The sequence below is a fragment of the Pseudomonas sp. AC070 genome, from assembly GCF_979258635.1.
In genome coordinates this window covers 4925262-4937957 of the sequence record NZ_OZ409871.1, presented here as the reverse complement: position 1 = coordinate 4937957, position 12696 = coordinate 4925262, and the positions used below count along the sequence as shown (strand labels likewise).

Here is a 12696-nt window from a genome sequence, read left to right as displayed (position 1 = left end):
CTCACGTACCAGGAGAAACACCATGACCATTAAAGCGATCAACGTCCGTAACCAATTCAAAGGCACCATCAAGGAAATCGTACTGGGCGACGTGTTGTCGGAAATCGACGTACAAACCGCCTCCGGCATCGTCACCTCCGTGATCACCACCCGCTCGGTCAAAGAGCTAGAGCTGGGTGTGGGCAGCGAAGTGATTGCGTTCGTGAAATCCACTGAAGTGTCGATTGCCAAGCTGTAAGTTGCTGGCACCGATGCTTCCAGGAAATCGAGGCTGAAGCCTCTCCCACAGGGACCGCGTTCGCGCTTGTTGTGGAGAGGCTTCAGCCTCGATGCTTTTAAGGCGCGCCGAAGAGCGCCGCCGTCTGGCTTGCTCCATCGTCACACACCGCGCCGTCATGACGAGCGGGCCTAAGCATTCCCGCACAACAGCCGATTATTTCCTCAGGTGCGCAATCGGTGATGTCGGCGAGCGCTGGCGATGCGCGTTTGGGCCGCAACCGCCAACAGTCTTCCTCGAAATTGATCGCCAGCCGTACAGAGCACCCAGAAATTGAACATATTTTGATCTAAGTGCAGGGTGGTTTTCTCACACTGCTTAGAGATAATGCCACGCCAGGTTGATCCAGCCGGCGTTCACTTTTCCGAGGTAGCTCCATCTATGTGGTACAACGGTTTTCTCGACCTGTCTGCCTGGCAGGTTCTGGCGGTTACCTTGCTGATGACCCACGTGACCATTGTGTCGGTGACGGTTTATCTGCATCGCTATTCCGCGCACCGCTCGTTGGAACTGCACCCTGCGCTCAAGCACTTTTTCCGTTTCTGGCTGTGGATGACCACCGGCCAGAACACCCGTGAATGGACTGCCATTCACCGCAAACACCACGCCAAATGCGAAACCGCTGACGACCCGCACAGCCCGGTTATCAAAGGGTTGTCGACCGTGCTGCGCAAAGGCGCGGAACTGTATCGCGCCGAAGCGGAAAACCCCGAAACCCTGCGTATCTATGGCAAGAACTGCCCCGAAGACTGGATTGAGCGCAAGGTGTACTCGCGCTTCCCATTGGGCGGTATCGCCATTATGGCGGTGATCGACCTGGCCCTGTTTGGCGCGCTCGGTATCACCGTGTGGGCCGTGCAGATGATGTGGATTCCCGTGTGGGCTGCCGGCGTTATCAACGGTTTGGGCCATGCCGTCGGCTACCGCAACTTCGAATGCCGCGATGCCGCCACCAACCTGGTGCCGTGGGGCATTTTGATCGGCGGCGAAGAGCTGCATAACAACCACCACACCTACCCGAACTCGGCGAAGTTGTCGGTTCGCAAGTGGGAATTCGACATGGGCTGGGCCTGGATTCAACTGTTCAGCTTTTTTCGCCTGGCCAAGGTGCAGCGCGTGGCCCCGATTGCTCACCGCGTGTCGGGCAAGGGCTACCTGGACATGGACACCGCCATGGCCATCCTCAACAACCGCTTCCAGATCATGGCCCAGTACCGCCGCGCCGTTATCGCGCCGCTGGTGAAGCTGGAACTGGCCAAAGCCGACGCCTCGGTTCGGGCTAAATTCCACCGCGCCAAGCGGTTGCTGTCGCGCGAAACCAGCTTGCTGGAAGAGCGCCATCATCAGCGCATTCAGGCCATGCTGGAGCAAAGCCAGGCGCTGAAAGTGATCTACGAAAAGCGCCTGGCGCTGCAACACATCTGGGTGAAAACCAGCAGCAATGGCCACGACATGCTCGAGGCGATGAAGCTTTGGGTGCATGAAGCGGAGGCCAGCGGCATTCAGTCGTTGCGTGATTTTGCGGAGCACCTCAAAACCTACTCGTTGCGTCCGGCAAACGCGCTGTAAACAGGCTATAACTGCGCCATAAAGCGTCAAAGCCCGCCGATTGGCGGGCTTTTTTCTGTGTCATGGATTGGCACCTTATGCCGCGTCGATGGTCGTAGTTTCGTTGATAGAAAAGGACATCTAATGGACGAACATCCCCCATTAACACTGCCACTTTCCCCCGAGTTGGAAGAACTGACTCTGGCGCTGCTGCATAGCCGCGGCGAAGTGGAGCGTTTGCGCGAGCGTGAGCAGATGTTCAGCTCGCTGCTGGACAGCGTAAACATCGTGCTATGGGCGTTCGACTGGGATGCCCAGCGCATTCTCTACGTCAGCCCCGCCTACGAGCGCGTGTTCGGCCGTAACGCAGGCTTGCTGATGGCCGACTACGGGGAATGGCTGAACAGCATCTACCCCGACGATGTCGAGCACGCCGCCGCCACCCTCGCCGAGGTGCTGGTCAAAGGCGCCGTTGAAGACCGCGAATACCGCATTCTGCGAGCCGACGGCCAATTGCGGTGGCTGAGCGACAAATGCTTTATCAGCCGCCAGGCCGAAGCCGGCAAGCCGCTGATTGTGGTCGGCATTGCCGAAGACATCACCGAGAAGAAACACCTGGAAGGCGAGTTGCATCGCCTGGCCACCACCGACGTGCTGACGCAAAGCAGCAACCGCCGCTACTTCTTCGAATGCGCCCACACCGAATTCCAGCAAGCGACTCAGGAAGAAGCGCCGTTGGCCTTTCTGCTGCTGGATGTGGATAACTTCAAACAGATCAACGACACCTACGGCCACCAGATGGGCGACGTGGTGCTGCAGCGTATCGCCCAGTGCGGCAGCGCCGCGTTGCGTCGTGGCGACTTGTTCGGGCGTATCGGTGGGGAGGAGTTCGCTGCGCTATTCCCCTGCTGCACCGAGGAGTTGGCCCTGCAAATTGCCGAGCGCTTGCAGCGGGAAATTCAGCGACTGGTATTCAGCTGCAACGGCGTGACCTTCGGCGTGACGGTGAGCCAGGGGCTGACCAGCCTGACCGATGCCGACGTCACCCTCGACACCCTGTTCGCCCGCGCCGACGCGGCGATGTACAACGCCAAGCGGCAGGGGAAGAACCGGATTATTCGGGCTTAAGCGGCTCGACCCAAACCCTCTCCCCAGCCCTCTCCCGCAAAGCGGGCAGAGGGGGCGATGCGGCGTTTTCGGGTTGATCGGCGTTCTGCTCCCCTCGCCCGCTTGCGGGAGAGGGGCTGGGGGAGAGGGTAGCGGGCTACGCGGTCAGGCCGGCTGCTGCTGCGTAATGCAGTGAATATTCCCACCGCCCAGCAAAATCTCCCGCCCTGGCACCATCACCACTTCATGCTCTGGAAACAGCCGCTGCAAGATCGCTTTGGCTTCGGCGTCTTTCGGGTCGTCGAAGCTGGGGGCGATGATGCCGCCGTTGACGATCAGGAAGTTAACGTACGAGCCGGCCAGGCGAATCGACGGGTCGCGCTCTTGCGTACCCGCCACCAAATCCACGCCTGCGCATTCTTCATCGGTGGCGTACAGCGGGCCAGGAATCGGCATTTTGTGCACGACCAGTTGGCGACCCTTGGCGTCTTTCACGCTTTCCAGCACGCGCATGGCGGCCTGGCAGCGTTCGTAGTTGGGGTTCTGTGTGTCGTCGGTCCAGGCCAGCAGCACTTCGCCGGGGCGCACGTAGCAGCAGAAGTTGTCGACGTGGCCGTCGGTTTCGTCGTTGAACAGGCCATCGGGCAGCCAGATCACGGTGTCGATGGCCAAGTGATCGCGCAACACCGCTTCGATGTCTTCGCGGCTTAGGTGCGGGTTGCGGTTGCGGTTGAGCAGGCATTCTTCGGTGGTGATCACCGTGCCTTCGCCGTCGACGTGAATCGAGCCGCCTTCGAGCACAAAGCCTTCGGTGCGGTAGCGGTCGCGGCGTTCGATTTCGAGAATTTTGCTGGCCACCTGGTCATCACGGGTCCAGGGCGAATACAGCCCGCCGTCGAAGCCGCCCCAGGCGTTGAAAGTCCAGTCCACGCCGCGAATTTCGCCGCTGGCGTTGCGCACGAAGGTCGGGCCGGTGTCGCGCACCCAGGCGTCGTCCGTGGTGATTTCCACCACGCGAATATTGTCGGCATCCAGGCGCGCGCGGGCGTTTTCGTATTGGTCGGCGTTCACGCAGACGGTCACCGGTTCAAAGCGGGCAATGGCTTTGGCCACGGCGGTAAACGCCGCTTGCGCCGGCTTGCCGCCCAGGCGCCAGTTGTCCGGGCGCTGCGGCCACACCATCCAGGTTTGGCTGTGCGGCGCCCACTCGGCTGGCATGGAAAAGCCGTCGGCGCGGGGGGTGGAGGTCAGTGTGGTCATTGCAAATACCTTGTTGGGTACTTGTAGGAGCGGCTTTAGCCGCGATGCTGTTGGTGGAGAAAAGCATCGCGGCTAAAGCCGCTCCTACAGGTAGGTGTCAGGATTCGAGCGCACCGTCTAGGGTTTTGATCGGGCCGTACAGGTTCGGCCGACGATCACGGAAGCTGCCCCAGGCGCTGCGGATGTGTTCGAGTTGGTCCAAGTCGAAAGTATGCACCAGCACGCCTTCTTCGATTTCGTTGAGTTCCTCGACCTTTTCGCCGAACTGGTTGGCGATAAATGAGGAGCCGTAGAAGATGATGTCGTAGCCGTCTTGCGCTTCGTTGCCGATGCGGTTGGAGGCAATCAGCGGCATCAGGTTAGCGCCGGCATGGCCTTGTTGCACGCGCTGCCAGTGGTCGCGCGAGCTGATGGTTTTGTCATGCGGCTCGCTGCCGATCGCGGTGGGGTAGAACAAAATTTCCGCGCCCATCAGCGCCATGCTGCGGGCACATTCGGGGAACCACTGGTCCCAGCAAATGCCCACGCCGATTTTGGCGTAGCGGGTTTTCCACACCTTGAAGCCGGTGTCGCCGGGGTTGAAATAGTACTTCTCGTGGTAGCCGGGGCCATCGGGAATGTGGCTTTTGCGGTACACACCGAGGTTGCTGCCGTCGGCGTCGATGATGGCGATGCTGTTGAAACGCGCGCGCCCGGCCAGTTCGAAGTAGCTGATGGGCAACACCACGCTGAGCTCTTTGGCCACCTTCTGGAAATGGGCGATGGCGGCGTTGGTTTCGGTTGGCGTGGCCAGTTGCAGGTACTCGGGATTGGGCTTCTGGCAGAAGTAGGGCGTCTCGAACAGCTCCTGAATCAGGATGATTTGCGCGCCCTTGGCAGCGGCTTCGCGAACCAGTTTTTCCGCCGTGGCGATATTCGCGGCACGGTCCCAGGAACAGGCCATCTGCGTGGCGGCGACAGTTACGGTACGAGACATCAAACACCTCTTTTCTTGTTGGCAGGCCCTAAAAGCCGTTTTGCAGGTGCCACTTTATAGTCGATAAAAATCTGACTTAGAAGGTGATTTTGTCTATTGGTAGCTATTTATCGATAAATAAGCAGATAAATATCGGTTATTTAGCCCGCGTCTCGCGCTTTGGCAGGAATGCCGGCAGGTACAAACCCAGATAAACATCGAACACACGCATGCCTTCTTCGGCCAGGCGCGGGGTGATCTCGCCGTATTGCTGCACCGAGCGGGCGTACACGCGGTCGCTGAGTTCCAGCGCCAGGGCAAACACATCCAGCTCGGTGGGCAATTGCGGCAGGGGGAAGTGGCGGTCGAACAGGGCGTGCAGCAGCCGGCCCAGTTCGATGTCGTGCTGGCGGTCGGCCTGGGTGACTTCAGCGAGCCCGTGCTGGGCGAGAATCAACTGCCGGGCGGCGGCATCGCCCGTGTAGATGTCCAGCATGCGCTGCTCGACCAAGCGCGAAAGGTCGCGCCAGTGCTGCAGGCTGGCGTGGTCGATGGGGCACTCGAGGGTCGCGCGAAAGGCGGCGTGCACATCCGCCGTCAGCGCTTCCAGAATAGCCGGCACGCTGGCGAAGAAGTGGTACACGGAGGAGGGCGGCATCAGCGCGCGCTCGGCCACGCTGTAAATCGACAGGCCGGCAACGCCTTCCTCCGCTAACAAGGCGCGCGCGGCATCGAGAATGGACGCGATGCGCGCCTGGCTGCTGGCGCGGGGTTTGCGGGCGGTGGCGGGACGCTGCATAAGGCTCTCCTTGATCGAGGCGCTATTGGACGTCAGGCCACAGGTGATGGGCAAGCGGGGGCTGGAAGAGCATCGCGGCTGAAGCCGCTCCCACAGCATCGGACTCGCGCTTGTGGGAACGGCTTAATCCTTTCAACTGCCGCTACGAAATTTGCCCCACACCTCGTCTTTGATCGGCGAGATTTTCTCCGGCAGCACTTCCAGCGCAGCCAGCCGGCGCTTGGTGGCGCGGTCTGGGTACAAGCCGGGTTGGTCGCGCAGGGCCGGGTCGAGGAATTGGCGGGCGTCGGCGTTGCCGCTCGGGTAGAGGGTTTCGGCGGTGATTTGCGCGGCCACTTTTGGTTGCATCACGTAGTCGATAAAGCGGTGCGCCAGGTCGGCGCGGCGGGCGCTGCTGGGGATCACCAGGTTGTCGATAAACAGCACCGAGCCTTCGTCCGGCACCACGAACTGCACGTTCTGCCCAGCGGCGCTGGCGCCCAATGCGTCGCCCACCCAGGCCAGTGACATGCACAGCCGTCCCTCTTTCAAATCGTCGATATAGCGCTCGCTGTCGACGTAACGAATGTTCCTGCGAACCGCCTGCAACATGTCGCCGCCTTGTTTGATTTGCGTCGGCGGGCTGTGGGCCAGGCTGCGGCCGAGGTAGTTCATAGCGACCGACATCACTTCATCCGGCGCATCCAGAACGCTGATACCGCAACTGGCCAGGCGCGCGCTTTGCGCCGGGTCGAACAGCAGGCTCCAGCTGTTCGGCAGCGGGCCGCCAAAGGCTTTTTCCGCCTGCGGTACGTTGATGGCCAAACCGACCGCGCCCCAGAGATAGGGAATCGCGTAGCGGTTTTGCGGGTCCACGGCGTTGAGTTTGCTCAGCAGCTGTTTGTCGAGGTGCGAGCGGTTGGGCAGGCGGGTGAGGTCCAACGGTTGCAAGCGCCCGGCTTTGATGAGGGCGGGCAGGGTGTCGTGCGAGGGCACGGCAATATCGATGGACTCGCCGCTGGCCAAGGCTTTTTCAAGTTCCTCGGCGGTGCTGTAGGTGTGGTAGTCGACATGAATGCCGGTTTCTTTCTCGAAATCGACCAGCACCTGCGGGGCGATATAGTCGTTCCAGTTGTAGACCACCAGGTCTTCGGCATGGGCGGCCGGGGCGGCGAGCAAAACGGATGAGCCAGCAAACAACAGTGCGGCTAAAAAGCGTGGCATGACGACTTCCTTACGTGTCGGTTCACAGCATGGGCCGCACAAACCGTGCGGCGAACGGAGTTATCGCTCAAATCCTTTACAACTGAGCGAGCCGCGACATGTCTGGTGAATTTCAATGCACGTCTGGGCTGGCCATGGCACACAAACAACACCGCAGCGCGAGGCTGCGGTGTAGCCAAAATTGGAGTTAGCAGATAAAACAACGCCGGCCTGAAGGCCGGCGTTGAATGGGTACTTACACCGTGTGCAGGTACCAGTTGTACTCGAGGTCCGAAATGGAGTTTTCGAACTCGGCGAGTTCACTCTCTTTACACGCGACGAAGATGTCGATGTATTTCGGGTCGATATAACGGGCCATGACTTCGCTGTCGTCCAACAGGCGCAGGGCATCACGCAAGTTGTTCGGCAGGCTCTGCTCGTTCTGCTCGTAGGAGTTGCCTTCTACCGGTGCGCTTGGCTCGATCTTGTTGGTCAGGCCATGATGCACGCCCGCCAGCACTGCCGAGAGCAACAGGTACGGGTTGGCATCGGCGCCGGCAACGCGGTGTTCGATACGCACGGCATCGCGGGTGTCGTTAGGCACGCGCAAGGCAACGGTACGGTTATCGATACCCCAGCTCGGCGAGTTCGGCACATAGAACTGTGCGCCAAAACGGCGGTACGAGTTGACGTTGGGGCAGAGGAACGCCATCGAGGCCGGCATGGTTTCCAGCACACCGCCAATGGCGTGGCGCAGGGCATCGTTCTGTTCCGGGTCATCGCTGGCAAAGATGTTATTGCCTTCTTTGTCCAGAATCGAAATATGCACATGCAGACCGTTGCCCGCTTGGTTCGGGTACGGCTTGGCCATGAAGGTGGTGTCCATCTCATGGTCGTAGGCGATGTTTTTCACCAGACGCTTGAGGAGCAGGGCGTAGTCGCACGCCTTGATGGGATCGGCCACATGGTGGAGGTTGACTTCGAATTGCGCCGGAGCACTTTCCTTAACGATGGCGTCAGCAGGGATGCCCTGCTCTTTAGCGCCTTCGAGGATGTCTTGCAGGCATTCGGCGTACTCGTCCAGGTCATCAATGAGATAAACCTGTGTGGAGTGCGGACGTTTGCCCGACAGTGGCGACAGCGGCGGTTGAGGCCGGCCGTTCACGTTTGCCTGGTCGATCAGATAAAACTCAAGTTCAAACGCGGCGCAAATAGTAAGGCCCAGTTCGTCGAACTTCGCGACCACCTGCCGCAACACTTCTCGTGGATCGGCGAAAAACGGCTCGCCTTCCATTTCATGCATGGTCATTAACAGTTGCGCGGTCGGACGCTTCTGCCAAGGCTCATTACATAGCGTGTTCGGAATGGGGTAGCAGATACGGTCGGCATCGCCGATATCCAGACCCAGGCCAGTGCTTTCCACTGTCGAGCCGTTGATATCGAGTGCGAATAAAGAAGCCGGGAGGTTGATGCCGCGTTCGTAAACCTTGTGCAGGCTCGCACGCTCGATGCGCTTGCCGCGCACCACACCATTCATATCTGCAATAAGAAGGTCGACGAACAGGACCTCAGGATGTTCCTTAAGGAACGCGTTCGCTTCGTTAAGCTGAACGGCACGCGGGGGTACCGACATGATGCAACACCTTTATTGTTAAAAATATCAATCATCAGACTGATGGGGTGTGAGTCAATCTTAATCGCCTCAGGCTGTCAATAGTGCCACATTTTGCCCTGAAACGGGGCGCAGTGGCCATTTTTAGGGCGTTTCAGGGCATCTGAACCCCCTTGGCGCCCTTGTCTGGCGCGGCGCTCAGCGAGCCGTGTTAGATTTTTTACATCACTATTGTGTAAAAAAATGAACAAGGCTAAGCTCCGGTTCAAACCCATAACAGCAATAAAACGGGTGTCCCATGTCGCGCCTGCCGTTAATCGGCGTTACCGCCTGCACCAAGCAGGTCGGCCTCCATCCCTACCATATAGCGGGTGACAAATACGTTCGGGCAGTGGCCGTCGGCGCAGGTGGCCTGCCATTGATCATTCCTTCGCTGGCCGATTTGCTCGATTTCGATGCCCTGCTGGAGAGTCTAGACGGCCTGTTGTTCACTGGCTCGCCGTCCAACGTAGAACCCCACCTTTATAGCGGCCCGGCCAGTGCGCCCGGCACGCTTCATGATCCTGAACGCGACGCCACCACGCTGCCCCTGATTCGCGCAGCGGTGGCCGCTGGCGTGCCCGTATTCGGTATTTGCCGCGGGTTTCAGGAAATGAACGTGGCTTTTGGCGGCAGCCTGCACCAGAAAGTTCACGAAACCGGCACCTTCATGGATCACCGCGAGCCGGAAAACGAGCCCGTTGAAGTGCAGTATTCACCCAGTCACCCGCTGCATGTGCAGCCGGGTGGTGTGCTCGCCGGCCTTGGTTTACCAGGCGAGATTCGCGTCAATTCCATACATGGTCAGGGCGTTGAACGTCTGGCGCCGGGCCTGCGTGTTGAGGCCCTGGCTCCTGACGGGCTGATCGAGTCGGTCTCGGTTGAAGGCGCCAAAAGCTTCGCCCTCGGTGTGCAGTGGCACCCTGAGTGGCAAGTGGCCTCGAACCCTGAATACCTCGCCATCTTCCAGGCATTTGGAGATGCCTGCCGCAAGCGGGCGAGTCAACGCTGAGCTTAGCTATAGAGCTAAGTTTTCAATCCCCCCTGAGGTCTTTATGAGTCCCAAACTCGACCAACTCACCAGTTGGCTGAAAGAGCGCAAGATCACCGAAGTTGAGTGCTTTATTAGTGATCTAAGCGGCATTTCGCGCGGCAAGATTGCGCCCACGAACAAGTTCATCGATGAGAAGGGCATGCGCCTGCCAGAGAGCGTACTGCTCCAGACCGTCACCGGCGACTACGTGGAAGACGACATTTATTACGACCTGCTCGACCCGGCTGACATCGATATGATCTGCCGCCCGGACGAAAATGCCGTGTTCCTCGTACCGTGGGCCATCGAGCCTACCGCCCAGGTGATTCACGACACCTACGACAAGCAAGGCAACCCCATCGAGTTGTCGCCGCGCAACATCCTTAAGAAGGTGCTCAAGCTCTACGCCGAGAAAGGCTGGCAGCCTATTGTCGCGCCGGAGATGGAGTTCTACCTGACCAAGCGCAGCGACGACCCGGACTACCCGCTGCAAGCCCCGATTGGCCGTTCCGGCCGCGCCGAGACTGGTCGCCAGTCGTTCTCCATCGACGCCGCCAACGAATTCGATCCGCTGTTCGAAGACGTCTACGACTGGTGCGAATTGCAGGAGTTGGATCTCGACACCCTGATCCACGAAGACGGCACCGCGCAGATGGAAATCAACTTCCGTCACGGCGACGCCCTGCACCTGGCCGACCAGATCATCATCTTCAAACGCACCATGCGTGAAGCCGCGCTTAAACATAATGTGGCCGCCACCTTTATGGCCAAGCCCATGACCGGCGAGCCTGGCAGCGCGATGCACTTGCACCAGAGCATCATCGACATCGCCACCGGCAAGAGCATCTTCTCCAACGAAGACGGCACCATGAGCCAGCTGTTCCTGCACCACATCGGTGGTCTGCAGAAATACATTCCTGAGCTGTTGCCGCTGTTCGCGCCGAACGTGAACTCCTTCCGCCGCTTCCTGCCCGACACCTCGGCGCCGGTAAACGTGGAATGGGGCGAAGAAAACCGCACCGTGGGCCTGCGCGTACCGGATGCGTCGCCGCAGAACCGCCGCGTGGAAAACCGCCTGCCGGGCGCGGACGCCAACCCCTATATCGCCATCGCAGCCAGCTTGCTGTGCGGCTATATCGGCATGGTTGAGCAGCTGAACCCGAGCGCCCAGGTAAAAGGTCGCGGCTACGAGCGTCGCAACCTGCGCCTGCCGCTGACCATCGAAGACGCCCTGGAGCGCATGGAAAACTCCAGGACCGTCGAGAAGTACCTGGGCAACAAGTTTGTCAGCGGTTACATCGCCGTGAAGCGTGCCGAGCACGAGAACTTCAAGCGCGTAATCAGCTCGTGGGAACGCGAGTTCCTACTGCTCTCGGTTTAATCAGAGACTCACCAGGCCCGGCACACGCCGGGCTTGTTTGAATTGAGGTTTGCAATGACCAGCCCGATGAAAAACCCGCAGACGCGCGCATGGCAGGCGCTGAGCAACGACCATCACCTGGCGCCGTTCAGCGACTATAAACAGCTGAAAGAAGTGGGCCCGCGCATCATCACCCAGGCCGACGGCGTGTACCTGTGGGACAGCGAAGGCAACAAGATTCTCGACGCCATGGCCGGCCTCTGGTGCGTGGCCATCGGCTACGGCCGTGACGAACTGGCCGATGCAGCCGCCAAACAAATGAAGCAGCTGCCGTTCTACAACACCTTCTTCATGACCGCGCACCCGCCGGTGCTGGAGTTGGCTAAAACCATCGCCGAGCTGGCGCCGCCTCACATGAATCACGTGTTCTTTACCGGCTCGGGTTCCGAAGGTAACGACACCATGCTGCGTATGGTCCGTCACTACTGGCAGGTGAAGGGCAAGCCGCAGAAGAAAGTCATCATCGGTCGCCTGAATGGCTACCACGGCTCCACCGTTGCCGGCGCCGCGCTGGGCGGTATGCAAGGCATGCACGAGCAGGGCGGCACGCTGCCAGACATCGTGCACATCCCACAGCCGTACTGGTTTGGCGAAGGCGGTGACATGAGCCCGGCCGAGTTCGGTATCTGGGCCGCCGAGCAGTTGGAAAAGAAAATTCTCGAAGTCGGCGAAGACAAGGTCGCGGCGTTTATTGCCGAGCCGATTCAGGGCGCAGGCGGCGTGATTATTCCGCCCGACACCTACTGGCCGAAGGTGCGCGAGATTCTCGCCAAGTACGACATTCTGTTCGCCGCTGACGAAGTGATTTGTGGCTTCGGCCGCACCGGCGAATGGTTCGGCAGCGACTACTACGGCAACACGCCCGACCTGATGACCATCGCCAAGGGCCTGACCTCCGGTTACATCCCCATGGGCGGCCTGATCGTCAGCGACAAGGTCGCGCAAGTGATCAACGAGGGCGGCGATTTCAACCACGGTTTCACCTATTCCGGTCACCCGGTGGCCGCCGCCGTGGCGTTGGAAAACCTGCGGATCATTCGCGAAGAAAAGATTCTGGAGAAAGTGCGCGCCGAAACGGCACCGTATTTGCAGAAGCGTTTACGTGAGCTGGCGGATCACCCGCTGGTGGGCGAAGTGCGCGGTCTTGGCATGCTCGGCGCAATCGAGTTGGTGAAGAACAAAAAGACCCGCGAGCGTTTCGAGGGTAAGGGCGTGGGCATGATCTGCCGCGGCCACTGCTTCAACAACGGTCTGATCATGCGCGCTGTAGGCGACACCATGATCATTGCGCCACCGCTGGTAATCAGCAAAGACGAAATCGATGAGCTGGTGACCAAGGCACGTAAGTGCCTGGATCTGACCGCCAGTGCAGTACTGGGCTAAGCAGTAAATGGGCAGGCACGTACGGGGCGAAAATTTCGCTTCGCAAGCGCCTAAAAGTTGTAAACCCGCGCTGGTCCTTGC

General features: G+C 59.7%; 11 protein-coding genes. 6 read left to right on the top strand and 5 right to left on the bottom strand.

Going from position 1 to position 12696, the window contains the following annotated elements; all coding sequences use genetic code 11:
* The first annotated feature begins 22 nt into the window (after positions 1-22).
* The 3 genes from ACZZ0Q_RS22250 to ACZZ0Q_RS22240 all read left to right on the top strand — a co-directional run bounded on the left by ACZZ0Q_RS22250 (position 23) and on the right by ACZZ0Q_RS22240 (position 2953).
* Entirely contained in the window at positions 23-238 is a 216-nt protein-coding gene (locus ACZZ0Q_RS22250) for a TOBE domain-containing protein (RefSeq protein ID WP_056842174.1), read from the top strand.
* 420 nt (positions 239-658) lie between these two features.
* Entirely contained in the window at positions 659-1846 is a 1188-nt protein-coding gene (gene desA / locus ACZZ0Q_RS22245; RefSeq protein WP_463540755.1) for a delta-9 fatty acid desaturase DesA, read from the top strand.
* A gap of 123 nt (positions 1847-1969) precedes the next feature.
* Entirely contained in the window at positions 1970-2953 is a 984-nt protein-coding gene (locus ACZZ0Q_RS22240; protein ID WP_463540756.1) for a GGDEF domain-containing protein, read from the top strand.
* Between the two features lie 144 nt (positions 2954-3097).
* Here the strand turns inward: ACZZ0Q_RS22240 and aguA are convergent, their stop codons facing one another.
* From aguA to ACZZ0Q_RS22215, 5 genes are all read right to left on the bottom strand, one after another.
* Positions 3098-4192: an agmatine deiminase gene (aguA, locus tag ACZZ0Q_RS22235; protein WP_463560938.1), complete on the bottom strand. Its 1095-nt coding sequence runs from the start codon at positions 4190-4192 to the stop codon at positions 3098-3100.
* A gap of 97 nt (positions 4193-4289) precedes the next feature.
* Positions 4290-5168 carry an N-carbamoylputrescine amidase gene (gene aguB / locus ACZZ0Q_RS22230; RefSeq protein WP_463540758.1) on the bottom strand — a complete coding sequence of 293 codons (879 nt, stop codon included), beginning with the start codon at positions 5166-5168 and terminating at the stop codon, positions 4290-4292.
* Positions 5169-5304: 136 nt separating this feature from the next.
* Positions 5305-5946 carry a TetR/AcrR family transcriptional regulator gene (locus ACZZ0Q_RS22225; RefSeq protein WP_463540759.1) on the bottom strand — a complete coding sequence of 214 codons (642 nt, stop codon included), beginning with the start codon at positions 5944-5946 and terminating at the stop codon, positions 5305-5307.
* Between the two features lie 132 nt (positions 5947-6078).
* Positions 6079-7149, bottom strand: coding sequence for a polyamine ABC transporter substrate-binding protein (locus ACZZ0Q_RS22220; protein WP_463540760.1), 1071 nt, complete (start codon positions 7147-7149; stop codon positions 6079-6081).
* Between the two features lie 235 nt (positions 7150-7384).
* Positions 7385-8761 (bottom strand): glutamine synthetase family protein, encoded by a 1377-nt coding sequence (locus ACZZ0Q_RS22215; RefSeq protein ID WP_463540761.1) that lies wholly within the window; start codon positions 8759-8761, stop codon positions 7385-7387.
* Between the two features lie 277 nt (positions 8762-9038).
* On the opposite strand from ACZZ0Q_RS22215, the gene ACZZ0Q_RS22210 reads away from it, so the two are divergent.
* Genes ACZZ0Q_RS22210 through ACZZ0Q_RS22200 form a run of 3 tightly spaced genes read left to right on the top strand, consistent with a single transcriptional unit; the run spans position 9039 to position 12615 of the window.
* Positions 9039-9791 carry a gamma-glutamyl-gamma-aminobutyrate hydrolase family protein gene (locus ACZZ0Q_RS22210; protein ID WP_463540762.1) on the top strand — a complete coding sequence of 251 codons (753 nt, stop codon included), beginning with the start codon at positions 9039-9041 and terminating at the stop codon, positions 9789-9791.
* 43 nt (positions 9792-9834) lie between these two features.
* Positions 9835-11193: a glutamine synthetase family protein gene (locus ACZZ0Q_RS22205; protein WP_463540763.1), complete on the top strand. Its 1359-nt coding sequence runs from the start codon at positions 9835-9837 to the stop codon at positions 11191-11193.
* 54 nt (positions 11194-11247) lie between these two features.
* A complete protein-coding gene (locus ACZZ0Q_RS22200; RefSeq protein WP_463540764.1) occupies positions 11248-12615 on the top strand; it encodes an aspartate aminotransferase family protein in 1368 nt (455 codons plus the stop codon).
* Positions 12616-12696 lie beyond the last annotated feature (81 nt).